The sequence below is a fragment of the Janthinobacterium sp. SUN073 genome (assembly GCF_030397665.1).
Classification (GTDB): Bacteria; Pseudomonadota; Gammaproteobacteria; order Burkholderiales; family Burkholderiaceae_D; genus Janthinobacterium.
On record NZ_JAPUBT010000001.1, the window covers coordinates 347,755 to 374,030 of the forward strand.

The following is a 26,276-nucleotide window of genomic DNA, read 5'->3' on the forward strand; positions in this document are numbered from 1 at the left end:
GCTGACGTGACTTATTACGCGGCCAGCATGCTCTGCGTTTCCTGGTAGCGCGTATGCCACGACAGCGCCTGCTCCAGCAGGTGCGGCGTATGGCCGCCGCGCTGGCATGCCGCGTCAAAATACGCGCGCAATTGATCGCGGTAATCGGGGTGCGTGCAGCGCTCGATGATCAGCGGCGCCCGTTCGCGCGGCGCCAGGCCACGCAAGTCTGCATAGCCCCACTCCGTGACCAGCACGTCGACGTCATGTTCCGTATGGTCCACATGCGAGACCATCGGCACCACGCTGGAAATGCGCCCGCCCTTGGCCGCCGATTTCGACACGAACATCGATACTTGCCCGTTGCGCGCGAAGTCGCCCGAGCCGCCGATGCCGTTCATCATGTGCGTGCCACACACGTGGGTGGAATTGACATTGCCGTAGATATCGAACTCGAGTGCCGTGTTCAGGGCGATGATGCCCAGGCGGCGCACGATTTCCGGATGGTTGCTGATCTCTTGCGGACGCAGCACGATCTTCGAGCGGTAATGGTCGATATTGTCCATCAGCTTTTGATGCACGGCGGCCGAGAGGGTGATCGACGAGGCCGAGGCAAACGCCAGCTGACCCGAGTCGAGCAGCTCGATGGCGCTGTCCTGCAGCACTTCCGAATACATCGTCATGTTCTGGAAGGGCGAGCCGATCAGGCCGTGCAGCACGGCGTTGGCGATGGTGCCGATACCTGCCTGCAGAGGCAGCAATTCCGGCCCCATGCGCCCGGCCGCCACTTCGCCTTCGAGGAAGGCGATCACGTGGCCGGCAATCGCCTGCGTTTCCGCGTCGGGCGGCAAGGCGTTCGACGGGCTGTCGGGGCTGTCCGTGATGACGATGGCGGCGATGCGGGCCGGATCGATGGCGATGGCCGTGCTGCCCAGGCGCTGGTCGACGCGCGTGAGGGGAATCGGCTCGCGCCCCGGCAAGGCCTGGGGCACATAGATGTCGTGCAAGCCTTCCAGCGCCAGCGGCGTGGACAGGTTGATTTCGATGATGACTTGCGTTGCCTGCTGGGCAAAGGCGGCGGAATTGCCCACCGACATGGTCGGGATGATGGCGCCGGCCGCCGTGATGGCCGTCGCTTCGATGACGGCGATGTCGACGGCGGCCAAGTTACCTGAACGCAACTGCTCGGCTGTTTCCGACAGATGCTGGTCGATGAACATGACTTCGCCCTTGTTGATCTTGCCGCGCAAGACCGGGTCGACCTGGAACGGCATGCGGCGCGCCAGCACGCCCGCCTCGGCCATCAGGCCGTCGCTGCCATTGCCCAGCGAAGCGCCCGTGATCAGGGTCAGGCTCAATGGATCTTGCAGGGCGCGCTCGGCCAGCGCGCGCGGCAGGGCCTTGGCGTCGCCGGCACGGGTGAACCCGCTCATGCCGACACGCATGCCGTTGTGGAACAATTTGGCTGCCTCATCGGCGCTCATGATTTTGCTGAGCAAGCCTGGGTGGCGGATACGGTCCTCGTACATCGTGATGCTCCTGATATTCTTAATATTCTCAAACTGGATGGCTGTCATACACCAACCCCATAAGTCGATTCAGTATAAAATCCCGCTTACATGCATGGCATGAATTAATTTCGCCAAACCCAGTCGATATTTTCATGCTTCGCCGAGGCGAGCCCCATCTTGGATATCCGTTCCCTGCGCTATTTTGTCGAAACCGTGCGCCTGTCGAGCTTTACGCAGGCGGCAGAATCGCTGCACCTGACCCAGTCGACCATCAGCAAGATGGTGCGCCAGCTGGAAGAGGAAGTGGGCGCCCAGCTGCTGGTGCGCGACGGGCGCAAGCTGACGCTCACCGACACGGGCCGCATCGTCTACCAGCACGGCCAGGAAATGCTGGCGAACATGCGCCAGCTGACCCTGGAAGTGCGCGACACCCAGGCCTTGCAGCGCGGCAGCCTGACGGTCGGCATCCCGCCCATGATCAATGTGCTGTTCACGCCCGTATTGAAGGCCTTCCGCGCGCGCCACCCGCACATCAGCCTGACCTTGCAGGAAGACACGGGCCAGCAGATCGAGCGCAAGGTGGCGGCCGGCGAGCTGGAAATCGGCATGACGGTGCTGCCGGCCGACCCGGAACTGGACCTCGTGGCCGTGGAAGTGGCCAGCTACCCGATCTGGGCCCTGGCCGAACCGGGCACGTTCCAGAAAAACCGCACGACCCTGCCCTTCAAGGCGCTGGCCGACTTGCCACTGGTGCTGCTAAAGGATGATTTCGCCCTCACGCGCAGCCTGCGCCAGCATTTCGCGCAGGCGGGCTTCATACCGACCATCGCGGCGCAGAGCGGCCAGTGGGACTGGCTGGTGGCGATGGCCTCGGCCGGCTTGGGGGTGGCCCTGCTGCCCGAGCCGTTCATCCACCGCCTGGCCGGCGAACCCCTGGAGGCGGTGCGCCTCCTCGAACCGGAAGTGGCGTGGCAGGTGGCGCATGTCTGGAGCGGGCGCTATCTGTCGCACGCGGCGCGCGCCTGGCTCGAGGTGTGCCAGGATGTGCTGGGCACGCCGTTCGGGCACTGAGGAAGTGACGCAAAAAAGGGTGGCCGAGGCCACCCTTTTGCTTGATCACGCCACCTTGCTTACCTGGCGTCGTCGTTGTACATGCTGGCGTATTTCCAGCCGAAGTACAAAATAAACGTGTAGCACAGGGCCGGCACGAGGAACGACAACTGCAGGTTGATGTGGTCGGCCAGAAAGCCCTGGATGAACGGCACGATGGCGCCGCCGACGATGGCCATGCACAGGATGCCCGAACCCTGCCCCGTTTGCGCACCCAGCTTGTTCAGGGCCATGCTGAAGATGGTCGGGAACATGATGGAGTTGAACAGGCCGACGGCGATCAATGCCCACATGGCCGTGTGACCACTGGAGAACACGGCGACGAGGATCAGCGCGATGACGATGGCGGCGTTGAAGGCCAGGGTCTTGCCCGGGCTGACATAGCGCATCACGGCAAAGCCGACGAAGCGGCCCAGCATGGCGCCACCCCAGTAATAGCTGACAAAATAGGCGGCATCGGCGTGGCTGAGGCCTGCGATATGGCTCTCGCCCAGGAAGTTGATCAGGAAGCTGCCGATGCTGACTTCACCGCCCACATACAGGAAGATGGCCAGCGCGCCCAGCACCAGGTGGCGGTGCGACCAGATCGAGACCTTGTGGCCATCCTGCGCCAGGGCGGCCGCATCGTCGGCATGCGAAATCTTCGGCAATTTTGCCAGCGCGAACAGCACGGCCAGGATCACCAGAGTGGCGGCCAGCACCAGGTACGGGCCTTGCACGGAAGCGGCTTCCTTGGCGCGGTAAGCCAGTTGCTCGGCCGCTGGCAGCAGGTCGAACTGCTGCACCGTCAGCACGGTGCCCGACAGAATCAGCATGCCGCCCAAGGCCGGTGCCACGGTGGTGCCCAGCGCATTGAACGCTTGCGTCAGGGTCAGACGGCTCGACGCCGTCTGCGGGTCGCCCAGTTCCGTCACGTAGGGATTGGCCGCCACCTGCAGCACGGTGATACCGGCCGCCAGGATGAAGAAGGACAAGAGGAACAGCGCATAGCTGCCGGTGGATGCGGGGTAGAACATGGCGCAGCCGGCGGCGGCGATCAGCAAGCCGGCGACGACGCCGCGCTGGTAGCCGATTTTCTTGATCAGCATGCCGGCTGGCAGCGAGACGATGGCGTAGGCGCCAAAGAAGCAGAACTGCACCAGCATCGCCTGGACATAGGTCAGGGTGTAGATCGAGCGCAGATGGGGAATCAGCACATCATTTAGCGAGGTCAGCAGTCCCCACATGAAAAACAGCACCGTGACAATGATCAGGGCGCCTGTATTGTTTTGCGTGCCGGCCTGCGCGCGCGGTGCGCCCAGTCCCTGCTTTACGTGTTCCATACTTTCTCCATTGTTCTATCCAAGATTGTCGTGCCCTGCCCTGGCCCATCGCTTGCGTGGGCACCGCCAGGCAGCGGCAGCGTTCGTGTTTGAAAGCAACATCTTCGCAAGGCCGAGCGCGTAGTAAAACTACCTTGCTGCGGCCGCATTATGCCCGAAAGGCCCCGGATTGCGCAGGTTTCCCATCAATTATTCGATAATTGAATAGCTGACATTCGAAATCAAAAGTAGCCTTATAACTTGAAATCGCTATACTTATATTGCAGTGCAGCACAACGCGGCACGCCACTCAAAGGAGTCTGCCATGTCTACCGCATTTACTTACCACACCACGCAAAACAGCAATATCGTCGCCACCCTGGTGCATGCCGCCAAACGCGTCGGCGCCTGGCTGAACCAAAGCAGCGACCGCCGCGAACGCGCTTATGAAGAAGCCTACCTGGCCGAATCGACCGACCGATACGACCTGGAATACCGCATGCGCGAACTGGCCCGTGCCAACCCGCAGCCAAGCTGGATGAGCGGCCTGAGCCGTTAAGAGTAGCGCAATACCCAGCTACTCATCGGCTGTTGCAATATCCATAGCGCCATCCTGCTCGCCTTGCGCTTGAGCACAGGATGGGCTATACAGGCGCAATGAAAACGCCCATTACCATCCTCGCCATCGCCGGCAGCCTGCGTGCCGCTTCCCTGAACACCGCCCTGCTGCACGCCATCGCCCGGCTTGCCCCAGCGGAATATGCCATCCGCATCTATCCGGGACTGGGAGAGTTACCCCTGTTCAATCCCGACCTCGACGCCGACAGCCTGCCGGCCGTGACGGGCCTGCGCGACGCCATCCTGGCGGCCGACGTGCTGCTGCTGGCCAGCCCCGAATACGCGCATGGCGTGAGCGGCCCCATGAAGAATGCGCTGGATTGGATGGTGGGAAATGAATCATTCATCGACAAGCCGCTGGTGCTGCTGAACGCCTCGCCACGCGCCACGCATGCGCAGGCGGCCCTGCGCGAAACGGTGCGCACCATGTCGGCGCGCCTGATCGACGAGGCCTGCATCAGCCTGCCTTTACTGGGGTCGGGTCTCGATGCCGACGGCATCGCTGTGGACCTGGCATTGCGCCGGGCCATCCTGGATATGCTGCAGTGCATCAGGTCATTTTCATGACCCTCTGCACGTTTCGCTATCAGTTCATCTAGTTTTACTACGTACTTCTACGGACCGCTCAGTGCGGGATCATGCCGGTGAAAACGTAGGCCTGCAGCATGGTGATGATGCCGATGATCACGGCAAACAACAGGCTGTGCTTCAAGGTAAAGCGGAACAGGTCCGATTCCTTGCCCACCAGGCCCGTTGCGGCGCAGGCGACGGCGATCGATTGGGGCGAAATCATCTTCGCCGTCACGCCGCCCGTCGTATTGGCCGCCACCAGCAAGGTGTCGGACACCCCGATCTGGTGTGCCGTGGTGTTTTGCAAGGAGCAGAACAAGGCGTTCGAGGACGTGTCGGAACCCGTCAGGAAGACGCCCAGCCAGCCGAGGAACGGCGAGAAGAACGGGAAGGCGGCGCCACTGCCGGCCAGCAGCAGGGCCAGGGTGGACGACATGCCCGAGTAATTGGCAACGAAGGCAAACGCCAGCACCAGGCCGATCGACAGCACGGGACGGCGCAATTCCACCACGGTTTCCATGAAGGCCTTGATGCCATCGCGCGGCTTCATGCGCAGCATCAGCATCGACAGCACGGCCGTCAGCAAAATCGCCGTACCCACGGCCGACAGCAGGTCCAGCTTGAACACGGCGTCATACGCCTTCGGCACGGTCACGATGGGCATGGTCTTGATCACCAGCTGGTCCAGGTACGGCACGTGGATCTTGATGACCAGGCTCGATAGCGCCCCGCCGGCGGCAAACAGGGCCTTGAAGCCGGGCAGGCTCCACACGGTGACGATGGCCGTCAACAGGCCGAACGGCGCCCAGGCGCGCATGGTCTGCGCCATCGTATAGGGCGAGGCGGCGCGGTTACCGCTGCCGCGCACGTCCGCATTACCTGCGCCGCCGCCAAAACCGGACAGCGCGGCCGTGCCGCCGCCGATGGCATGGGCCACTTTCGCATTCTTCGGTTGCCACACTTTCAGGAACAAGGTCAGCGACACCAGGCTGACGAGGGCCGAGGTGATGTCCGGCAGTTCAGGGCCGATATGGTTGGACGTGAAGTACTGGGTGACGGCAAAGCTCAAGCCCGTCACCAGCGCGGCCGGCCATACTTCGCGCACGCCGCGGAAACCATCCATCATGAACACCAGCCAGAACGGCACCAGCAGCGACAGCAGCGGCAACTGGCGGCCCGCCATGGCGCCGATCAGGAACGGGTCGATGCCTGTCACCTGGCCCGCCACGATGATGGGGATGCCCATGGCGCCAAAGGCCACAGGTGCCGTGTTGGCGATCAGGCACAGGCCCGCCGCGTACAGCGGGTTGAAGCCCAGGCCCACCAGCAGCGCCGAGGTGATGGCCACGGGCGCGCCGAAACCGGCCGCCCCCTCCAGGAAGGCGCCAAAGGCAAAGCCGATCAGCAGCACCTGCAGGCGCTGGTCGTCCGTGACCGACAGCACGGAGGCGCGGATGATGTCGATCTGCCCCGTCTTGACGACGATTTTATACAGGAAGACGGCCGTGACGATGATCCAGGCGATCGGCCACAAGCCGTAGGCGAAGCCATAGCCGGCCGCCGCCAGCGCCTGCGGCACGGGCATGCCGTAGGCGAAAATCGCCACGGCCAGCGCCAGCGCCAGCGTGACGGCGGCCGCCACGTGGCCCTTGATGCGCAACGCCGCCAGGGCGATGAAGAAAAAGATGATGGGAACGGCTGCCGCCAGTGACGACAGCCACAAGCTGCCGAGCGGGGTGTAAAGTTGGGTCCAGGTTTGCATGTCGGGTCTCCTCCGGTGGATGCGGGTTGAGTGAAAAAACGGCTTTTGATGTAATTGTGTGTAGCGTGTTTTTTGCGGTGCTTCGGTGCTGCCGGGCCGGGCTATTCTTCCTGCCCCCGTGCATTGAGCAGGTCGGCCAGGCTGCGCGGCGCCGGCGTCAACGGCTTGCGGTGCTGCGTCCAGCCCAGTTGCGCGCGCGGCGTCAGCATCCGCAGCCGCGTGGCGGCCCAGCGGAACAAACGGTAGCTGGCGGGGCGCGCAAAGGCGCCGCTCCAGAAACGCCAGATCAGGCTTTCGCCGCGACTGAACTTGGCGCCCTGGCCGCGCAACGGATGCGTCACTTCCTCATGCGGATTGCGGTTCGCCTCCGTGCGCAGGCGCACCAGCAACTGTGGAATCGGGATGCGCACGGGGCACACCTCGCCGCAGGCGCCGCACAGGCTTGACGCCGTGGCCAGATCGGCCGTCGCGTCCAGCCCCAGCAAGTGGGGCGAGATGATCTTGCCAATCGGCCCCGGATACGTGGTGCCATAGGCGTGGCCGCCGATGCGCGTGTAGACGGGACAGTGGTTCATGCAGGCGCCGCAGCGTATGCATTGCAGGGTGGCGCGCAGCTGCTCGTCCGCGTAGGCCTGGCTGCGGCCGTTATCGAGCAAGACCAGGTGCACTTCGCGCGGCCCATCCTGTTCACCTTCGCGGCGCGGGCCGGAAATCAGGTTGAAATAGGTGGTGATGGCTTGCCCCGTCGCCGAGCGCGTCAAAAGACTCGCCAGCGGCACGATATGTTCCAGCTTGGCCACCACCTTTTCCATGCCCATGATGGCGATGTGCACCTCCGGCACGGACGTGGTCAGGCGGCCATTGCCCTCGTTTTCCACCAGCCACAGGGTGCCCGTGTCGGCCGCCGCGAAGTTCACGCCCGACAGGCCGATGTCCGCTTCGACGAAGGCCTGGCGCAGGGCGCGCCGCCCTGTCTGAATCAGACTGTCGACGTCTTCCGTGTAGGGCGCGTCGGGAATGTGCTCGGCAAACAGGCCGGCGATGTCCGCGCGGGTCTTGTGAATGGCCGGCATGACGATGTGCGACGGCTTTTCGCCGGCCAGTTGCACGATGTACTCGCCCATGTCCGACTCCAGGCACGTCATGCCGCGCGCTTCGAGGTAGTGATTGAGCTCGATTTCCTCGCTGGCCATCGACTTGCCCTTGATGAAGCGCGTCGCCTGGTTGCGCTGCGCGATGGCGTGGATGATGGCGTTGGCCTGCTCGCCATCCTCGGCCCAGTGCACCTGCACGCCGGCCGCCGTCAGCTTGTCTTCCAGCTGCACCAGCAGGTCGGGCAGGCGCGCCAGCGCGTGCTGGCGCACGGCTTCGCCGATGTCGCGCAGGCGTTCCAGCTCGTCGCCGTCGGGGAACTGGGCGCTGCGCTTGTCCTGCAAAAAATCCATGGCGCCGCGAAAGCTCTGGCGCAGCTTCGGATCGTCCAGCGCGGCGCGGGCACGCGCGTGGAAGTCTGCCGGTTTGACGAATTGCAAGGGCTTGGCGTTCATGGCTGGCCTCCTTCATGGGCTGACAGATCATCGATGATCAGCACCCACAGCCAGCGCGGGCCGTGTGCGCCATAGGCCAGCGTTTGCTGGATATCGGAGGTTTTCGAGGGACCCGACACCAGCACCAGGTTCGCTGGCATGCCGTCCGCCCAGCGCTCGGCGCGCGCCGCCGCATGCAAGTCCGCGTGCAGCGTGCTGGTATAGACAAGGCAAACGTGCAGCGGTGGCGCCAGCGATACCGTGCGCGGCGTGGCCGCGTCGGGGGCGATGACCAGGGTGCCCGTGGCGGCGATGCCGGAACGCGCGACGGTGAACCCCGCGTCGACAGTGTCGAACAACTCACCCTTCCACTGCGCCAGTGGACGATCAAAGGACAGCGTTTCCACGCCAGCGGGCAAGGCGGCGCGCAAGGCCTGCCCTTCCACGCTGGCGCTATCGAGCAGCAGGCGGCGCACGCCGTGCGCACCGAGGCGCTGCGCCAGCAGGGCGGGCCAGGCATCGCTACTCACGCAATCGACTTCCGCATGCGAGGCGCGCAGGGCCGCCTGCATGGCGTCGATCTGCTGGCGCGGCGACTGCGGCGCTTGCGCGCGGCGGGCCTGGTAATGGCTGTCGATGGCCGTATCGATGGCCTCCACCGCTGCGGGCGCGGAAGGCGCGGCGGCGCGCAGGCGTCCCAGCATGCGTTCGCGGGCAGTCAATGCCGTACTCATGCCGCACCTCCCGTGCGGCGCCACAAGAAGCTGGCCAGGTGCTCGACGGGCAGCGGCGCGCCCTGGTGCTGCGCGGCATGGCCGATGTTGAGCAGGCAGCCGCAGTCGGCCGAGACGAGCCGGTCGCAGCCCGTGGCGCAGGCCGAGGCGATCTTGTCGCTGACCATGGCGCCGGAAATGTCCGGGTGTTTCAATGAAAACGTGCCGCCAAAGCCGCAGCATTCCGATTCGCGCTGGTGCTCGATACGCGTCACGCCGGGCAAGGCGTCGACCAGCGCCACGCCATGCAGGCGCGTGCCCATTTCGCGGCGCGCGCCGCACGAGGTATGCAGCACCACGTTTTCCTCCGCCTGCCCGGGGTCGGCCAGGCCGGCCAGGTCGAGTTTCAGCACGCAGACGAGAAATTCGCTCAGTTCATATACGCGTTCGGCCAGTTCCAGCGCCTTGGGACCGGCCACGGGGTCATCCTGGAACAGCTGCGGCCAGTGGTGGCGCATCATGCCGGCACAGGAGCCTGATGGCACGATCACGGGCCACGGTTGCGCAAACAGGTCGAGCTGGGCGCGCGCCACGGCACGCGCCTGCTCCGGGTTGCCGCTGCTGTAGGCAGGCTGGCCGCAGCAGCTCTGGCCGCGCGGGTAATGTACCAGCAAGCCTTCCCGCTCCAGCAGGCGCACCGCGTCAAGCCCCGCCTGCGGCACGAACAGGTCGACCAGGCAGGTGGCGAACAGGTACACCTGGAGCGGTGCGGGTGGGTAGTGGCGTGGCTGGCGCGGGTCTGGCTGCATGACTGTGTCTCCCCGGCGCTCTGTGTGTTGCTGCGGCGCCGCTGTGTGTTGTTAAGAATGACTGCTTCACGCATAATTCCAGCTTCTTCGAGCCACTTCAAATTGCTCGGACCACTTGAAAACAACAAACGAGACAACAGCGATGGCGACAGGCATGCAAACGCGGGGCAGGGTCGAAACGGTGATGCGCAGGCTGGAGACGGCCCTGCTGGACGGCAGCTTGCCGGCGGGCGCACAGCTTCCGGCCGAGCGCCTGCTGGCGCTGCAATATGGGGTCTCGCGCAATACCGTGCGCGAAGCGGTGCAGCGGCTGGCGGCGCGGGGGCTGGTGCGCAGCCGGCGCGGTGCTGGTGTCTTTGTGACGGATCAATTGCGCACCGGCATGGCTTCGCCGTGGAGCCAGCTGGTGGCCGACCACCCCGCCCTGCGCGACGACATCCTGGAATTTCGCCGCGTGCTGGAAGGGGCGACGGCCTATTTCGCGGCGCAGCGGGCCAGCATGGACGAGCGCACGCAGATCATGGCGCTGCTGGCCGAGCTGGAACAGGCGCGCGCCAGCGACGACAAGCACGCCGAAGCGCAGGCCGATGCACGGCTGCACGAAGTCATCGCGCAGGCATCGCACAACACCATGTTTTTACACTTGCACACCAGCATCATCGGCATGCTGCGCGAACATATCACCCTCAATGGCACGGGCTTGCGCCAGCAGGACGACGCCACCTCGCTGCAACTGCTGTCGCAGCACCGCACCCTGTGCGAGGCCATCTGCGCCAGCCAGCCCGAAGAAGCGCGCACGGCCATGCAAAGCCACATCGATTTCGTGCGCACGCGCGTCACCAACGACGAATAGGGCTACTGGTAGGACCAATCTGAACGGCAGCACATCGGAAGATGTCTACGCGTCATGCCTTGTCGCAGGGCCGGGCCAAAATGAGCTCCCGATACGCCATCCGACAGGTTTTCATGCCTTTGCACCATGCCACTGACGCTATCCGCAGGCCGGCGCCGCATTCCTTGCTGGCCCTGCATGCCGGCGCCAGCGCCGTCTTTGCCGCCGCGCTGTTGCCGCCGGCCGGCTGGCCGCTGGCCCTGGCCAGCTGCCTGCTCATCCTGGCCATGCTGGCGCGGACCCTGCGCGCACCAGCCGCACAGCCGGGCCGCACCGCCTCCGGCAACGCGCTGCTGGCGCTGGACCTGCTCGTCTTCCTGCTCTGCTATGCGCTGCGCGAAAGCGATGCCGACTGGCACGCGACGGCCTTTTGCACCCTGCTCGCCGCGCCGTATGCCGGCATCACGCGGCGCATGTCGGGCGGCGCCGGCCTGGCCATCGTGGCCAGCCTGGCCTGGCTGGGCTTGCAGGATGAGATCCAGGCCAGCAACGCGGCGACCTTGCTGGTTTTCAATCTGGCCGGCATCTGTGCCTGCCATAGCCAGCAGCGCCAGCACCGCGAGCACTTGCTGCAGCATGCCGTCCTCGCCGAGCAGGCCGTGCGCGACCACCTGACCGGCTGCTACAACCGCCGCTACCTCGATGAGCACTTGCTGGGCGCCGAACTTGCCCGCTCAAAACGCCATGGCCTGTGCCTGACGGCCATCCTGTGCGATCTCGACCATTTCAAGCGCATCAACGACGCCCACGGCCATGCCGCTGGCGATGACGTGCTGCGCACCTTTGCCGCCCTGCTCGGCAACGCCACGCGCCATGGCATCGACAGCGTGGTACGTCACGGCGGCGAGGAGTTCCTGCTGATCCTGCCGGAAACGGACCTGGCTGGCGGCGTGCGCCTGGCCGAACGCTTGCGCGCCAGCCTGCTGCAGCACATCGGGACGACGGCCAGTTTCGGCGTGGCCTGCATCGCGTTTGCCCCTGACAGCCAGGCGTGCGGCCCGGCCGCCCTGGTCGCCGCTGCCGACAGCCTGCTGTACCAGGCCAAGCACGCGGGGCGCAATTGCGTCAGGGCAGCCATGCTGGACGTCCTGTAATTGCCATCGAATCAATGTTACCATTCGTTAACTTATGTACTTATCAGTACACATCCTGCCACTGAAGAGAACGGAATCACCATGCCCGAACACGCGCCCCGCCCTTCCACCATCATGCGCCAATGGCAAATGCTGCGCCTGATACCGCAGGCGCCCCGCACCATCACCGTCGCCGAATTGCACGACAAGCTCAAGGCCATCGACTTTGCCATCGGCGTGCGCACGATCCAGCGCGATTTGCTAGACCTGGCCACGATTTTCCCGCTGACCAATCCCGCCGACAGCAGGCCGTTTGGCTGGTGCTGGATGGAAAATGCGGCGCGCATGGACATGCCGGGTCTGTCGACGCCTGCCGCGCTGACCCTGGCCCTGATGGAACAGCACCTGCGCCATGCGTTGCCGCCGTCTACCCTCGACAGCATGCAGCCGTATTTCAGCGCTGCACGCCAGACCCTGAACGCGGCCAGCGAGCGGGCCAGCGCGTCCGCCTGGCTGGGCAAGATACGCGTCATCGCCCCCATGCAGCGGCTGCTGGCGCCCGACATCGACGAAGCTTGCCAGCGCACCGTGTATGAAGCGCTGATGCAGAACCGCCAGCTCAAGCTGAGCTACAAGAAACGCGACAACGACAAGCTCGTCAACTATGACGCCGTCCATCCGCTGGCCATCGTGCAGCGCGGCCAGTTGCTCTACCTGGTATGCCTGTTCGCCGACTACAACGACGTGCGCACGCTGGTCCTGCACCGCGTGCAGCAGGCGGAAATGCTTTATCTGTCCGCGCGCGTGCAGCCAGACTTCGACATCGATGCCTATATTGCTTCGGGCGCCATGGGCATCCGCGAGGGCGAACCGCTGCTGCTGGAAGCCGTGTTTGCCCGTCGCAGCGGCGAGCACCTGTACGAGACGCCACTGAGCGCGGACCAGCAATTGCAGGAACGCGCCGATGGCTCGCTGCACCTGACCGCCACCGTGCCCAGCACGCGCGAACTGCAATGGTGGTTGCTGGGCCTGGGCGATGGCGTGGAAGTGCTGGCGCCTGCCGCCCTGCGCGAACAGATGAAAAGCACCATCGCCAGCATGGCCAGCCGCTACGCCGCCTGACGACCGGCCCCGGCGGCGGCAAAAACTGCTACCATCGCGCGCCGCCACTTACTTCACCCTCGCATGACCGTCCTCGCCCACACCCATCCGCTGGTACGCCAGCTGGAAAACGACTTGCTGCCCCTGTTCCGCGCCGCCCTGCCGCCACTCGCGGCCGCCGCGCCGCAGGTACTCGCCTCCGTGTTCGCCTTTTCCAGCGGTACGGCCAGCGCTTTCGAGGATTATCATTTCGGCATTTCCTGCCTGCTCGCGGACGTGTCCGAAGTGCCCGAGGATGCCCCGGAAGAAATCGCCTTGCTGGTCAGCGTCACGGGACTCGACGCGAGCGCCCGGCTGAGCGCACAGGTCGTCTGGGGCCAGCCATCGGGCCTGGTGGAAGCGCAGACCGAGCTACTGGATGGCGACCTGCCTGCCCTGCATGCGGCCCTGCCGGGCTTGCTGGCCAGCTTGCAACAGGCAGCCAGCCGTGGCGCACCCGCAATATGACAGGCGCATGAAAAAGTTCCAGGAAACAACAACTTACGATTTCTGCAGCGCAACTTTATTGACTTCCACTAGCCCTAGCCCCTATCCTTTCAGTTACGTTTGGTGAGAATGTGTGCATGTTCCTGCGAACATGCAGACGGCGTCGCCTTGCTTGCGCAAAGTCCATTCCGCATTTTTATTGCAACCATCAGGGCAACGTGCCTGGACGGCCGCTGCCAGCAAATACGGAGCCGACTGCCATGCCATCGAACCACCATTTTCCTGGAACATCCTTGCTGGGCTGTATCTTCCTGCTCGCCGCCCTGCCCGTGCAGGCGCAGACCACGGACAGCACTGCCGCCACCTTCAGCGCCAATGCCAGCCTCACCTCGCAATACATTTCGCGCGGCTTTCGCCAGACCTGGGGTAAGCCGGCCCTGCAGGCGGGTGCCGACTACGCGCACCCCAGTGGCTGGTCGCTGGGGACGTGGGTGTCCACCGTCAGCGATCGCTATATCCAGGATGCCACCGTCGAATGGGACCTGTACGGCGGCTACGGCGGCACGGTGGGCGAACTGGGCTACAGTGTGCTGGCGTATTATTACAAGTATCCGGGCGCCGTCTACCGTGCCACAGGCATCAAGTACGACTATGGCGAACTGTCGCTGGGCCTGAGCTACAAGATGCTGTACGCCAGGTACAACCATACCGTCACGCGGGACTTTTTCGGCATCACGCATGCGCGCGGCACGGGCTACCTGGACATGGGCGCGAATGTCGACCTGGGCAATGCCTGGACCTTGAATCTGCACGCCGGCAATGGCCGGGTAGCGGGCAGCGGTAATGCCATCTGGAACTGGCGCGACGCCAAGGTCGGCGTCACCAGGGCCTTCGACGGCGGCTGGAGCCTGAGTGGCGCCGTGACGCGCGCCTGGGGCGCCACCGACGCCTACGATCATTACACGCTGGGCATCCCGAATGCGGCGGGCCAGTTCGACACCTCGAACCCCGCCGCGACGACCTTCGTGCTAGCCCTCAGCAAGACTTTCTAGGCGCGCTACCCGCGACGCCCGAGACACCGATACCCCTCCCCATCAAGGAACAGCATCATGCAACTCTCACTGAACAGCAAAATCTGCGTCGCCGCCACCGCGCTCGCCATCCTCAGCCTGGGCGTCACGGCGGCGGTGATCGGCTACAAGAGCAGCGCCAGCGCCGAGGCAGCCGCACTGGAACTGGCGCGTACGTCGGCACGCGAAGTGGCGGGCGCCCTGCAGGCGCGCATCGCCAGCAACCTGGCCAGCGTTTCCAGCCTGGCTGGCGCCATGCGCGGCACCAAAAGCGCGAACCTGCCCCTGCAGCGCGAGCAGATCAATGAACTGACCAAGTCCACCCTGAGCAGTTCGGAAGACTTGCTGGGTGCGGCCGTGACGTGGGAACCGAACGCGCTCGACGGCAAGGATGCGGAATTTGCCAACCAGAAACCGAACTACGACGCCAGCGGCCGCTTCATGCCCTACTGGACACGTGGCGCCAGCGGCAAGCTGCAAGTCGAACCCATCGTCTTCGACCCGAAGCCGGGCGCCAATGACTGGTATGACGTGCCCAAGCGCACTGGCAAAGCCTTCTTTACGGAACCGTATATCTACCCCGTCGATGGCAAGGATGTGCTGATGGCCTCGCTGGTGGCGCCCATCATGATCGATGGCGGCTTCAAGGGCACGGCCAGCGCCGACTTCATGCTCACGCGCCTGGCGAAAATCCTGGCCGGCCTGAAAGTGATCGAGGGCGGCAAGCTGGCCCTGATTTCGAACGGCGGCCTGTACGCCAGCCACCCCGCACCTGAACGGCTGGGCAAGAAGGCCGACGACGTGCCGGCTGCCGGCCTGGAAAAGGTGCGCCAGGGCCAGCCGTATGAATACGAGGATGGCCAGGGCTACATCCATTTGCTGCAGCCGCTGCAGATCCATCCCGATATCGCGCCATGGAGCGTGGAACTGAACTTCCCGAAAAGCGTGGCCACCGCTTCGGCACGCGACCTGATGACCTACACCCTGATTGTCGCCCTGCTGTGCGCGGCGGCCACGGCCGGCATTTTGATCCTCGTCGTCAACCAGCTGACGCGACCGCTGCGCACCCTGGGCCGCACCATGACGGACCTGTCCAGCGGCGACGCCGACCTGCGCGTGAAGCTGGAAGTCAAGGGTACCGACGAGCTGGCCGTGATCGGCAAGGGTTTCAACGCCTTCGTGGAAAAGATCCACGCCGTGCTGCTGCAAGTGCAAGCCAGCGCCGACAATGTGGCGCGTGCCAGCGCGGAAATTGCGCAAGGCAATAACGACCTGTCGGCGCGCACGGAACAGCAAGCCAGTTCGCTGGAAGAGACGGCCGCCTCGGTGGAAGAGCTGACGGGCACGGTGAAGGAAAACGCCGACCATGCACGCCAGGCGAATCAACTGGCCGCTTCCGCATCGAGCGTGGCGCAAAAGAGCGGCGAAGTGGTCGGCAAAGTCATAGAAACCATGACCTCGATCAATGACTCGTCGAACAAGATAGTCGACATCATCAGCGTCATCGATGGCATCGCCTTCCAGACCAATATCCTGGCCCTGAACGCAGCTGTGGAAGCGGCGCGTGCGGGTGAACAGGGACGCGGCTTCGCCGTCGTCGCCACGGAAGTGCGCAACCTGGCGCAACGCTCGGCGGCGGCGGCCAAGGAAATCAAGCTGCTGATCGACGATTCCGTGGGCAAGGTGGCCGCCGGCAGCAAACTCGTCGATGAAGCGGGCGCCACCATGGAGCAGGTGGTCGACAGCGTGCGCAAGGTTACCGCCATCATGGCCGACATCAGCGTCGCCACCACCGAGCAAAGCGATGGCATCGCCCAGGTCAACCAGGCGCTGGCGCAGATGGATGGCGTGACGCAACAGAACGCGGCCCTGGTCGAGGAAGCGGCGGCCGCCGCCGAAAGCTTGCAAGACCAGGCCAGCCATCTGGCCCAGGTGGTCAGCGTGTTCAAGCTGGGCGAGCAGCAACAAGCGGCGGTGTCGGCAGTGAAGACAGTGGCAGCGCCGCGCACGCCGCCAGCCGTCAAGGCGCCGCCGCCAGGCAAGCGCCTCGCGTCGATCAAGCCGGCGCCCGCGGAAAGAACGCCAGCCAAGACGCCGGCCGGTGATGACTGGGAAGAGTTTTAAGCCTGCCGGCAGCGAGTTGCTCTTGATTTAAATCAAATCACGAATACATTCGGTGAGAATTGCCCCCCATCCATCCTTTTATACTGTTGCCGCGCTTACGGCACGCATGCTTGCCGGAATAAAAGGATGGGGCATGAAAAAAATAGTGGCAGTATTATTGACATCAAGCACCGCTCTGCTGGCTGGTTGCGGCGGTGGTGGCGGCAGCGGTGATGCAGGCAATTCCAATGCTGGATCGGTGCTGGCTTCCTATGTTGGTACCTGGCAAGCGCCATGCGACGGCCATGAGCGCGAGATCATGGTTGTCGCAGCCAAAGCCGATGGCAGCGGCGCGATGGAACTCACCTCCACCACCGAAACCTATCTCAAGACCGGCTGCGGCGGCACCTTGCTGGGAACGGAAACCATGACCGCGAAGATCAGCGCGACACCGGATGGCGTGGTCGACGTTCTGGTCAAACTGACGGAAAATGGTGCCGCGAGCAACGTGCGCATCGACAAGCTGAACCTGTCCATTCCCGCCTATGCCTTCAACGTCACGGGGCCTGGCGTGCAATACGTGAAGAAAGATGGCAAACAGCAATGGTGCATCGAATATGAAGGCGGCTCCAGCTGTCTGCTCGACGAAGGCATGCGCCCGGCGCAAACCATCAAAGGTGGCATCGTCTTGCGCGACAACAACCTCTACACCTTCTCGCATAACGGCACCAGTTATGTGCCCGACATGCTGTATGTAAAAAAATAAGCGCGTCAGCTGCTGCAGGGCCACTCGGCCCTGCAGCTTGCCGCAGCGGCGCCATCGCGCCCACCGCTGCATAGACTTGAGGCCGTTAGCGAGTGTATGTGCAGAATCGAACATACATTGCGAAAACAGAAAGCTATGCTGTTGAAAAACAGGAGCTTGCCATGTTGCCTAACGCCTTTCCCCTGCCGTCCAACACTGCGCTGGCCGCCCTGCTGCAGCCACAGGACCGCGCTTTCCACCCGATCGACGGCTTGCGGCGTTTGCGCGACGCGGGGCTGGACCAACTGCCCCTGCCCGGCCGCGGCGCCACCCTGCAGCGCTGGCAAATGCTGGCCGCCATCGCCGCCATCGACCTTTCCCTGCTCAAGCTGTACGAGGGCCATACCGATGCGCTGGCCATCCTGGCGGAAATCGACGGTCCCGGCGTACCAGCCGGCAGCAGCTGGGGCGTATGGTGCGCGGAAATGCCGGGCGCGCGCGTGCAATTGCGGCAGGCGGCCGATGGCCGCTATGTGCTCGATGGCCGCAAGGCGTGGTGCTCCGGGGCGACGGGACTCAGCCATGCCTTGATCAGCTGCTGGAATGAGGACGGCCAGGCTTGCCTGGCCTCCGTGGCGCTGTCGCAGCCGGGCGTGCACGTCACGGATGAAGGCTGGCAAGCCGTCGGCATGCTCGCCTGCGCCAGCGTCGACGTGACTTTTTCCGGCGCGCGGGCCTTTCCCGTGGGCGCTCCGGGGGCCTACCTGGAGCGCCCCGGCTTCTGGCATGGCGGCGCCGGCATCGCGGCCGCCTGGTATGGCGCGGCCTGCGCCGTCGCCAGCCACCTGCATGCGCGCGCGCAGCACGCCGCGCCCGATCCCGTGCGCCTGGCGCAACTGGGGCAGATCGACTGCGCGCTGCGCGCCGCCGGCGCCCTGCTGCGCGAAGGCGCCGCCGAGATCGACAGGCATCCGCAAAGCGATGCCATGGCCCTGGCGCTGCGCCTGCGCCTGACGGTGGAAGACGCCGCCACCCAGGTCCTGCACCTGGCCACGCGTGCGCTGGGCGCCGGCCCCCTGTGCCGCGATGCCCGCTTCGCGCGCCTGGTGGCCGACCTGCCCGTCTTCCTGCGCCAGAGCCATGCCGAACGCGACCAGGCCGTGCTGGGCGGCATCGTTGCCGGCGCCGAAGAACATCCCTGGGCGCTGTGACAAAAAAAATCGCCGGACCGGATGGACTCCGGGCCGGCGATCAGGGCTAGCCTGAAGGCTGACTGATTACTTGAGCGGCATGGCGATGCCGAACATCACCGACTGGGTACGCCCGCTATCGATATTCAGATTGCTGTTGTAGTCCAGCGTGATGGTCATGCCGTTCGACAGCAGCAGCTTCACGCCCAGTCCCGCCGTCCAGTTGCCCGTCTGTTGCGGCAAGGTGCGGATCACGTACACGGGGCCATCGGCAGCCAGGTCCGCATATGCCAGGCGCGCATCATCGGCGCCCTGGAACTGGTGGCGGTACTCGAGGCGCGCACGCGGGAACCACGTACCCAGTCCACCCACGTACATGCCCTCGGCCCGCACGCCCAGCGCGCCTACGCGCGAACGCACGGTTTGCCTGAAGTAGCTCAAGGCATTGATGCCTGCCGCCTTCTCCGTGTACGGATCGAGCTTGGCCGACATCAGTTCCACGCGGCCATATGGCGACCACATCCAGGTTTCCTGGCGCATCTCGATACCGCCGACGACCGCACCGAACACTTGCTTGCCGTCGCGTTCGCCCGTGGCAAAACCGCTGCCATCGGTCAGGTAGCGCGAAGCGTCGTATTGCAAGGTGCCATAGCCGAGCACGCCGTCGAGGAAGACGCCCTTGCTTGGACGCAGGCTGCCATACACGGCCACCACGGCGCTATCGGCCGTGCTCCGGCTGCCGTTCTGGCCCACATCGCTGCGGTCATGGCTGAAACCGGCGCCCACGCCCAGGGTCGCCAGGTCACTGAGGCGGTAATCGCCGCCCACGCTGACACCATTGGTGCGGAAACGGAAGCCCGTATCGCGGCCATTCACATAATGCTGGCCGAAATCGACCGCACCACCAAGCCACAGCGACAACGCCTGCTTCTGCGTGTCCGGCTTCTGCGGCATGTCCGGCAAGCCATTCGTGGCCTGACTGACATCCGCACCGGCCTGTTGGCGGTCGCTGCTGAAACCAGTGTCAGGCTGGCGCAGGGCCACCTTGCGCATGTAAGGCTTGACTGCCGTGCCGAACACGCGGTCCGCTTCCTGCTCCTGCCAGCGCGCCAGCGCCGCCGTCGGATTGCCGCTGTCGCTCGGCGGCGTCAGGCTCAGGCCAAAGCTCGAGCGTCCCCAGCCGTCGCCATGCAGGCTTTCCAGGCGCTGCGTGAAGTTCGACAGCTGCGCGCTGGCGAAACGCCGCGCCGCATCGGCTTGCGCAGCCTGCAGGCCGATCACTTCCGGATCGACCGAGGGATCGCGGCGCGCCGTCACGGTCACGTTGACCACGCCCGGCTTCGAGGTGGCAAAGGCATTGCTCAGGGTGTAGCTGACGACAGCCGCGCCGGCAAACTTGCCCGACGCCGCAAAGCTCAGCTGGTACGACGGCTTGCCGGCCGTGCCCACATCGCGCACGACCGCCTTGCCCGCCTCCGCCGGCGCCACGCTCAGCACATTGGCCGCCGTAAACGGACCGCCCGTGGCGCCCGACGTCAGGTCGACCGTCACCGTCAGGCCAGCCACCACCGTGGCGCTCTGGCTGACAACTTGCGGCATCGGATTGACGCTGATCGTCGACGTCACTGGCGCCGAGGTGCCGAACACGTTCGACACGGTGTAGCCGATGCTGATGTCGCCGCTGGTGTTGATACCTGGCGTGTAGATGATATCCATGCCACTGACCGTTGCCGTGCCGCTGGCTGGCTGCGTGGTGATGGCCACTGCCGTGAATGGACCGCCGGTGGCACCCTGCGTCACCTGCAGGGTCACCGGCGTGCCGGCCAATACCGTCACCGTCTTCGGGACGGGCACGGGCACCGGCTGCGGCGCCACCGTCAGGCTGACCGTGGCCGGCGCAGAAATGCCACCCGGACCCGTGACGGTGTAGCTGAAGGCGTCAGGGCCAAAGTAGTTGGTATTCGGCACATACGTCACCTTGAAACTCGCGCCTGCGGCACGCGCCATGCGCGCCAATGCCCCCGTCGACACCACCGTGACGCGCCCATGCTGCGGCGGCGTGACGATGGTGACGTCGGTGATCGGGCTGCCATCGGTAGAAGCGATGGTCAGGCTCACGTCCTGGTTGGCCGAGGTGGTCGCCGTTTCATTGGCCACCGGTGGTGGCGCCTGGTTCACCTGCAAGGTCAATGCTTGCTGCACCGTGAACAGGTGCGCATCTGCCGCACGTATCGTGAAAACGAAACTGCCGAACGCGGTAGGTGTACCGCTCAGCACGCCGCTGGCGGCGTTGAGCACCAAGCCGGCAGGCAAGGCGCCGCTGCTCACCGAATACGCGTATGGCGCGACGCCACCGGTGGCCGTGAACTGCTGGCTGTAGGCATCGCCGGCGCGTATCGGCGCCAGACTGCCCGGGGTCAGGTTCATGGTCGGTGCCGCCACGCTCACGGTATAGCTGTTGGTCGCGCTGAACGGCGCGCCCGTTCCCGTGCTGCTGTCGCTGGCGCGCACACTGAAGGTGAAGCTGCCCGCCACATTCGTCGTACCGGACAGCACACCGGTGGCCGTATTCAGGCTCAGGCCGGCAGGCAGGCTGCCGCTGCTGACACTATAAGTATACGGTGCCGTGCCGCCCGCTGCCGTCAGCGTTGCAGTGTAAGCCGCTTCCGCCGTCGGATTGGGCAAGGTGGCAGGCGTCAGGCTGACCGTGGCCGAGGACACGACCAGGGTATAGCTTTGCGTGCCGGTAAATGCATGCGCATCGGCCGCCTGCACCGTCAAGGTGAAGCTGCCGCCCGCCGTCGGCGTGCCGCTCAGCAAACCACTGCTGCTCAGGCTGAGACCGGCCGGCAGGCTGCCGCTCGATACCGTATAGGCATACGGAGCGACGCCGCCGCTGGCCGTCAGTTGCTGGCTGTACGCGGTGGCCACGCTTGCCGCTGGCAAGGTGGCCGGCGTCACCGTGATCGTCGGCGCGCCGACGCTCACGGTATAGCTGTTGGTCGCGCTGAACGGCGCGCCCGTTCCCGTGCTGCTGTCGCTGGCGCGCAGGCTGAAGGTGAAGCTGCCCGCCACATTCGTCGTACCGGACAGCACACCGGTGGCCGTATTCAGGCTCAGGCCGGCAGGCAGGCTGCCGCTGCTGACACTATAAGTATACGGTGCCGTGCCGCCCGCTGCCGTCAGCGTTGCAGTGTAAGCCGCTTCCGCCGTCGGATTGGGCAAGGTGGCAGGCGTCAGGCTGACCGTGGCCGAGGACACGGCCAGGGTATAGCTCTGCGTGCCGGTAAATGCATGCGCATCGGCCGCTTGTACGCTCAGTGTGAAGCTGCCGCCCGCCGTCGGCGTGCCGCTCAGCAAACCGCTGCTGCTCAGGGTCAGGCCGGCCGGCAGGCTGCCGCTCGATACCGTATAGGCATACGGAGCGACGCCGCCGCTGGCCGTCAGTTGCTGGCTGTATGCGGTGGCCACGCTTGCCGCTGGCAAGGTGTTAGGCGTCACCGTGATCGTCGGCGCGCCGACGCTCACGGTATAGCTGTTGGTCGCGCTGAACGGCGCGCCCGTTCCCGTGCTGCTGTCGCTGGCGCGCAGGCTGAAGGTGAAGCTGCCTGCCACATTCGTCGTACCGGACAGCACACCGGTGGCCGTATTCAGGCTCAGGCCGGCAGGCAGGCTGCCGCTGCTGACACTATAAGTATACGGTGCCGTGCCGCCCGCTGCCGTCAGCGTTGCAGTGTAAGCCGCTTCCGCCGTCGGATTGGGCAAGGTGGCAGGCGTCAGGCTGACCGTGGCCGAGGAAACGGCCAGGGTATAGCTTTGCGTGCCGGTAAATGCATGCGCATCGGCCGCTTGTACGCTCAGTGTGAAGCTGCCGCCCGCCGTCGGCGTGCCGCTCAGCAAACCACTGCTGCTCAGGGTCAGGCCGGCCGGCAGGCTGCCGCTCGATACCGTATAGGCATACGGAGCGACGCCGCCGCTGGCCGTCAGTTGCTGGCTGTATGCGGTGGCCACGCTTGCCGCTGGCAAGGTGTTAGGCGTCACCGTGATCGTCGGCGCGCCGACGCTCACGGTATAGCTGTTGGTCGCGCTGAACGGCGCGCCCGTTCCCGTGCTGCTGTCGCTGGCGCGCAGGCTGAAGGTGAAGCTGCCTGCCACATTCGTCGTACCGGACAGCACACCGGTGGCCGTATTCAGGCTCAGGCCGGCAGGCAGGCTGCCGCCGCTGACACTATAAGTATACGGTGCCGTGCCGCCCGCTGCCGTCAGCGTTGCAGTGTAAGCCGCTTCCGCCGTCGGATTGGGCAAGGTGGCAGGCGTCAGGCTGACCGTAGGCGTGCCCACGGTAATGCTCACGGCAACCGCCGCCGACGTGCCGCCGCCATTGCTGGCCGTGTAGGTGAAGCTGTCTGGCCCGGAATACCCTGCCGTCGGCGTATAAGTGATGCTGGTGCCGCTGGCCGTCACCGTGCCATGCGCGGCGGCGGAAGCCACCGCCACCGACGTCGCCGCGCCGCCGCTCAGGCTCAGGGTGATCGGATTGGGACCACTGCCGTAGGCCACCGTGGCGCTGACGGCACTGGCGATGGGAGGGGCGATCGCCACCGTGACGGAGTGAGCGCGCGACCCCGTGTAAGGAGCACCCGTGCCCGTGCTGCTGTCGGTGGCCGTGACGGTAAAGTTGAAGGGTCCCGCCGCCGTCGGCGTGCCGGACAAGGTGCCGTCCGGCGCCAGGCTCAGGCCCGTCGGCACGCTGCCAGCGGTGATGGCATAGCTGTAGGTGGCCGTGCCGCCGCTGGCGGTGATGTTCTGGCTGTAGGCGACGCCAGCCGTGATGGCCGGCATGACCGTCGGCATGATGCTGATCGTTGGCGCATTGACCGTCATCGCGTAGGCGCGTGCACCGGAATACGGACCGCTGCCCGTCGAACTGTCCGTGGCGCGCACGGTGAAGTTGAAGCTGCCGCCGGCCGTCGGCGTGCCCGACAGCAAACCGGTGGCGGCATTCAAGGTCAGGCCGGCCGGCAAGGTGCCGGAGCTGATCGCGTACCCGTACGGCGCGAAGCCGTTCGAGGCGCTCACGCTCTGGCTGTAGGCCGCGCCCACGGTGGCTGCCGGCACGGTGCTAGGCGCAATCGTGATGGTGGGGCCGGCAACCGTGATCGTCACGGTGGCTGCAGTCGAAGTGCCGATGCCATTGGTCGCGGTGTAGGTAAAGGTGTCCGGCCCGCCGTAGCCGGCCGTCGGCGTGTAGGTGATGCTGGTGCCGATGGCCGTCGCCGTGCCATGGCTGGCGGCAGACGCCACCGCCACCGACGTCGCCGCACCGCCACTCAGGTTCAGGGGGATCGCAGTCGGGCCGCTGCCGAAGGCCACCGTGGCGCTGGCGGCGCCGGCAACGGGCGCACCCGCCGCCACCGTGACGGAATAGGCGCGCGAACCCGTGTAGGGGCCGCTGTTGGTGCTGCTGTCGGTGGCCGTGACGGTAAAGTTGAAGGGTCCCGCCGCCGTCGGCGTGCCGGACAAGGTGCCATCCGGCGCCAGGCTCAGGCCCGTCGGCACGCTGCCAGCGGTGATGGCATAGCTGTAGGTGGCCGTGCCGCCGCTGGCGGTGATGTTCTGGCTGTAGGCGACGCCAGCCGTGATGGCCGGCATGACCGTCGGCATGATGCTGATCGTTGGCGCATTGACCGTCATCGCGTAGGCGCGTGCACCGGAATACGGACCGCTGCCCGTCGAACTGTCCGTGGCGCGCACGGTGAAGTTGAAGCTGCCGCCGGCCGTCGGCGTGCCCGACAGCAAACCGGTGGCGGCATTCAAGGTCAGGCCGGCCGGCAAGGTGCCGGAGCTGATCGCGTACCCGTACGGCGCGAAGCCGTTCGAGGCGCTCACGCTCTGGCTGTAGGCCGCGCCCACGGTGGCTGCCGGCACGGTGCTAGGCGTAATCGTGATGGTGGGGCCGGCAACCGTGATCGTCACGGTGGCTGCAGTCGAAGTGCCGATGCCGTTGGTGGCCGTGTAAGTGAAACTGTCCGGCCCGCCGTAGCCGGCCGTCGGCGTGTAGGTGATGCTGGTGCCGATGGCCGTCGCCGTGCCATGGCTGGCGGCAGACGCCACCGCCACCGACGTCGCCGCACCGCCACTCAGGTTCAGGGGGATCGCAGTCGGGCCGCTGCCGAAGGCCACCGTGGCGCTGGCGGCGCCGGCAACGGGCGCACCCGCCGCCACCGTGACGGAATAGGCGCGCGAACCCGTGTAGGGGCCGCTGTTGGCGCTGCTGTCGGTGGCCGTGACGGTAAAGTTGAAGGGTCCCGCCGCCGTCGGCGTGCCGGACAAGGTGCCGTTCGCCGCCAGGCTCAGGCCCGTCGGCACGCTGCCAGCGGTGATGACATAGCTGTAGGTGGCCGTGCCGCCGCTGGCGGTGATGTTCTGGCTGTAGGCGACGCCAGCCGTGATGGCCGGCATGACCGTCGGCATGATGCTGATCGTTGGCGCATTGACCGTCATCGCGTAGGCGCGTGCACCGGAATACGGACCGCTGCCCGTCGAACTGTCCGTGGCGCGCACGGTGAAGTTGAAGCTGCCGCCGGCCGTCGGCGTGCCCGACAGCAAACCGGTGGCGGCATTCAAGGTCAGGCCGGCCGGCAAGGTGCCGGAGCTGATCGCGTACCCGTACGGCGCGAAGCCGTTCGAGGCGCTCACACTCTGGCTGTAGGCCGCGCCCACGGTGGCTGCCGGCACGGTGCTAGGCGTAATCGTGATGGTGGGGCCGGCAACCGTGATCGTCACGGTGGCTGCAGTCGAAGTGCCGCTGCCATTGGTCGCGGTGTAGGTAAAGGTGTCCAGCCCGCCGTAGCCGGCCGTCGGCGTATAGGTGATGCTGGTGCCGCTGGCCGTCGCCGTGCCATGTGCGGCGGCGGAAGCCACCGCCACCGACGTCGCCGTAGCCCCGCTCAGGCTCAGGGTGATCGGATTGGCACTGCTGCCGTAGGCCACCGTGGCGCTGACGGCGCCGGCAACTGGGGTAATGGGCAGTATCGTGACATTGAAAACAAGGGCTTTCCGACTTCCGTCCTCCACTATAAAAGTATCCGTAGTGGCACTGAGGTTTGTATTCCTGTAGCGCACGATATTCGTCGATACCATATCACCTTCCAACTGGCCGAATGTCGGCGGCGTCAAGACCACCCCCGTCAAGCCGAATGCATCGCAAGCCGAAACCCAAAAATCCTCACTGTCGACGTAACCTCCTGCCGAGACCGTGAGGCTGACCGGAGAACAGGGACTCGCAGGAACAGCAGCCGCAGACTGTGAAAACAATGACAACAGCATCAATAACAAGGTTGCCGTCATGTGCTTCAACCTCGACGACAGGGAAATGGCACGCTGCGCGCCAGCGCTGAGGAAATCAAGGCGGCTAACAGGTGGGGATGCCCATCCAAATTTTCTGAAATTTAGAAACATCATCGTCCTTCAATACATTGTTTGGGGGGGAGAATGCTGGCCTGATCCGACGCCTTAATGAACACGGTTGATGCCGATTTCAGTCACTGCTGCAGGGGGGAAAATGCTTCCCCTTTTTATTGACGCTTGCTTTGCATCAACGTATGCTACTACGAGTAGCAAATAAAGCAACTAAAAAGTGTTGCCAAAAAGAGATATTTTAATGTAAACCAATTACTATCAATAAAAGTATTAATCTATATTCCATTTAACAACA

At 65.0% G+C, this 26,276-nt stretch carries 18 protein-coding genes; 11 read left to right on the forward strand and 7 right to left on the reverse strand.

The features are described 5' to 3' along the window. Positions 1 to 14: 14 nt before the first annotated feature. On the reverse strand, positions 15 to 1,508 hold the full coding sequence (locus O0882_RS01725; RefSeq protein ID WP_289944848.1) for an acetyl-CoA hydrolase/transferase family protein: 1,494 nt from the start codon (positions 1,506 to 1,508) through the stop codon (positions 15 to 17). Between the two features lie 159 nt (positions 1,509 to 1,667). Between O0882_RS01725 and O0882_RS01730 the strand changes: the two genes are divergently transcribed. Then, positions 1,668 to 2,561, forward strand: a complete 894-nt coding sequence (locus O0882_RS01730; RefSeq protein ID WP_289944850.1) for a LysR substrate-binding domain-containing protein — start codon at positions 1,668 to 1,670, stop codon at positions 2,559 to 2,561. A 59-nt stretch (positions 2,562 to 2,620) separates the two neighbouring features. Here the strand turns inward: O0882_RS01730 and fucP are convergent, their stop codons facing one another. Next, positions 2,621 to 3,922 carry an L-fucose:H+ symporter permease gene (fucP, locus tag O0882_RS01735; protein ID WP_071076243.1) on the reverse strand — a complete coding sequence of 434 codons (1,302 nt, stop codon included), beginning with the start codon at positions 3,920 to 3,922 and terminating at the stop codon, positions 2,621 to 2,623. Positions 3,923 to 4,226: 304 nt separating this feature from the next. Between fucP and O0882_RS01740 the strand changes: the two genes are divergently transcribed. Both O0882_RS01740 and O0882_RS01745 read left to right on the forward strand, forming a co-directional pair. Continuing rightward, positions 4,227 to 4,460: a DUF3563 family protein gene (locus O0882_RS01740; protein ID WP_080698581.1), complete on the forward strand. Its 234-nt coding sequence runs from the start codon at positions 4,227 to 4,229 to the stop codon at positions 4,458 to 4,460. Between the two features lie 98 nt (positions 4,461 to 4,558). Further along, complete coding sequence (locus tag O0882_RS01745) at positions 4,559 to 5,086, forward strand: NADPH-dependent FMN reductase (protein WP_289944852.1); 528 nt, start codon at positions 4,559 to 4,561, stop codon at positions 5,084 to 5,086. Positions 5,087 to 5,144: 58 nt separating this feature from the next. Here O0882_RS01745 and O0882_RS01750 read toward each other — a convergent pair whose 3' ends face one another. The 4 genes from O0882_RS01750 to O0882_RS01765 form a co-directional block, all read right to left on the reverse strand. After that, positions 5,145 to 6,851: a lactate permease LctP family transporter gene (locus O0882_RS01750; protein WP_289944854.1), complete on the reverse strand. Its 1,707-nt coding sequence runs from the start codon at positions 6,849 to 6,851 to the stop codon at positions 5,145 to 5,147. 101 nt (positions 6,852 to 6,952) lie between these two features. Next, the gene (locus O0882_RS01755) at positions 6,953 to 8,398 is read right to left on the reverse strand and encodes a LutB/LldF family L-lactate oxidation iron-sulfur protein (RefSeq protein ID WP_289944855.1); all 1,446 of its coding nucleotides are present in this window, start codon (positions 8,396 to 8,398) and stop codon (positions 6,953 to 6,955) included. Beyond that, a complete protein-coding gene (locus tag O0882_RS01760) occupies positions 8,395 to 9,111 on the reverse strand; it encodes an LUD domain-containing protein (protein WP_289944856.1) in 717 nt (238 codons plus the stop codon). The genes O0882_RS01755 and O0882_RS01760 overlap by 4 nt, the downstream gene beginning before the upstream one ends. Next, complete coding sequence (locus O0882_RS01765; RefSeq protein ID WP_289944857.1) at positions 9,108 to 9,899, reverse strand: (Fe-S)-binding protein; 792 nt, start codon at positions 9,897 to 9,899, stop codon at positions 9,108 to 9,110. Before O0882_RS01765 ends, O0882_RS01760 begins: the two co-directional genes overlap by 4 nt. A 154-nt stretch (positions 9,900 to 10,053) precedes the next feature. On the opposite strand from O0882_RS01765, the gene O0882_RS01770 reads away from it, so the two are divergent. The 8 genes from O0882_RS01770 (at position 10,054) to O0882_RS01805 (ending at position 18,580) form a co-directional block, all read left to right on the forward strand. Continuing rightward, positions 10,054 to 10,752 carry an FCD domain-containing protein gene (locus O0882_RS01770; protein WP_289944858.1) on the forward strand — a complete coding sequence of 233 codons (699 nt, stop codon included), beginning with the start codon at positions 10,054 to 10,056 and terminating at the stop codon, positions 10,750 to 10,752. 113 nt (positions 10,753 to 10,865) lie between these two features. Then, the gene (locus tag O0882_RS01775) at positions 10,866 to 11,885 is read left to right on the forward strand and encodes a GGDEF domain-containing protein (protein WP_289944859.1); all 1,020 of its coding nucleotides are present in this window, start codon (positions 10,866 to 10,868) and stop codon (positions 11,883 to 11,885) included. Between the two features lie 81 nt (positions 11,886 to 11,966). After that, positions 11,967 to 12,986, forward strand: a complete 1,020-nt coding sequence (locus tag O0882_RS01780) for a WYL domain-containing protein (protein WP_289944860.1) — start codon at positions 11,967 to 11,969, stop codon at positions 12,984 to 12,986. A gap of 63 nt (positions 12,987 to 13,049) precedes the next feature. After that, positions 13,050 to 13,472, forward strand: coding sequence for a hypothetical protein (locus tag O0882_RS01785; RefSeq protein ID WP_289944861.1), 423 nt, complete (start codon positions 13,050 to 13,052; stop codon positions 13,470 to 13,472). Between the two features lie 239 nt (positions 13,473 to 13,711). After that, the gene (locus O0882_RS01790) at positions 13,712 to 14,503 is read left to right on the forward strand and encodes a TorF family putative porin (RefSeq protein WP_289944862.1); all 792 of its coding nucleotides are present in this window, start codon (positions 13,712 to 13,714) and stop codon (positions 14,501 to 14,503) included. Positions 14,504 to 14,560: 57 nt separating this feature from the next. Then, positions 14,561 to 16,645: a methyl-accepting chemotaxis protein gene (locus tag O0882_RS01795; protein WP_289944863.1), complete on the forward strand. Its 2,085-nt coding sequence runs from the start codon at positions 14,561 to 14,563 to the stop codon at positions 16,643 to 16,645. A 52-nt stretch (positions 16,646 to 16,697) separates the two neighbouring features. After that, positions 16,698 to 17,390, forward strand: coding sequence for a hypothetical protein (locus O0882_RS01800; protein ID WP_289944864.1), 693 nt, complete (start codon positions 16,698 to 16,700; stop codon positions 17,388 to 17,390). A 161-nt stretch (positions 17,391 to 17,551) separates the two neighbouring features. Next, the gene (locus O0882_RS01805) at positions 17,552 to 18,580 is read left to right on the forward strand and encodes an acyl-CoA dehydrogenase family protein (protein ID WP_289944865.1); all 1,029 of its coding nucleotides are present in this window, start codon (positions 17,552 to 17,554) and stop codon (positions 18,578 to 18,580) included. 66 nt (positions 18,581 to 18,646) lie between these two features. Here O0882_RS01805 and O0882_RS01810 read toward each other — a convergent pair whose 3' ends face one another. Then, a complete protein-coding gene (locus tag O0882_RS01810; RefSeq protein WP_289944866.1) occupies positions 18,647 to 25,636 on the reverse strand; it encodes a putative Ig domain-containing protein in 6,990 nt (2,329 codons plus the stop codon). Positions 25,637 to 26,276 lie beyond the last annotated feature (640 nt).

Bases quoted from the DNA above. Each gene is read 5' to 3' on its own strand.
- O0882_RS01780 (WP_289944860.1), top strand. From the start codon at position 11,967: ATGCCCGAACACGCGCCCCGCCCTTCCACCATCATGCGCCAATGGCAA.
- O0882_RS01805 (WP_289944865.1), top strand. From the start codon at position 17,552: ATGTTGCCTAACGCCTTTCCCCTGCCGTCCAACACTGCGCTGGCCGCC.
- O0882_RS01740 (WP_080698581.1), top strand. From the start codon at position 4,227: ATGTCTACCGCATTTACTTACCACACCACGCAAAACAGCAATATCGTC.
- O0882_RS01725 (WP_289944848.1), bottom strand. From the start codon at position 1,508: ATGTACGAGGACCGTATCCGCCACCCAGGCTTGCTCAGCAAAATCATG.
- O0882_RS01785 (WP_289944861.1), top strand. From the start codon at position 13,050: ATGACCGTCCTCGCCCACACCCATCCGCTGGTACGCCAGCTGGAAAAC.
- O0882_RS01775 (WP_289944859.1), top strand. From the start codon at position 10,866: ATGCCTTTGCACCATGCCACTGACGCTATCCGCAGGCCGGCGCCGCAT.
- O0882_RS01750 (WP_289944854.1), bottom strand. From the start codon at position 6,851: ATGCAAACCTGGACCCAACTTTACACCCCGCTCGGCAGCTTGTGGCTG.
- O0882_RS01745 (WP_289944852.1), top strand. From the start codon at position 4,559: ATGAAAACGCCCATTACCATCCTCGCCATCGCCGGCAGCCTGCGTGCC.
- O0882_RS01760 (WP_289944856.1), bottom strand. From the start codon at position 9,111: ATGAGTACGGCATTGACTGCCCGCGAACGCATGCTGGGACGCCTGCGC.
- O0882_RS01770 (WP_289944858.1), top strand. From the start codon at position 10,054: ATGCAAACGCGGGGCAGGGTCGAAACGGTGATGCGCAGGCTGGAGACG.
- O0882_RS01790 (WP_289944862.1), top strand. From the start codon at position 13,712: ATGCCATCGAACCACCATTTTCCTGGAACATCCTTGCTGGGCTGTATC.
- O0882_RS01765 (WP_289944857.1), bottom strand. From the start codon at position 9,899: ATGCAGCCAGACCCGCGCCAGCCACGCCACTACCCACCCGCACCGCTC.
- O0882_RS01795 (WP_289944863.1), top strand. From the start codon at position 14,561: ATGCAACTCTCACTGAACAGCAAAATCTGCGTCGCCGCCACCGCGCTC.
- O0882_RS01755 (WP_289944855.1), bottom strand. From the start codon at position 8,398: ATGAACGCCAAGCCCTTGCAATTCGTCAAACCGGCAGACTTCCACGCG.
- fucP (WP_071076243.1), bottom strand. From the start codon at position 3,922: ATGGAACACGTAAAGCAGGGACTGGGCGCACCGCGCGCGCAGGCCGGC.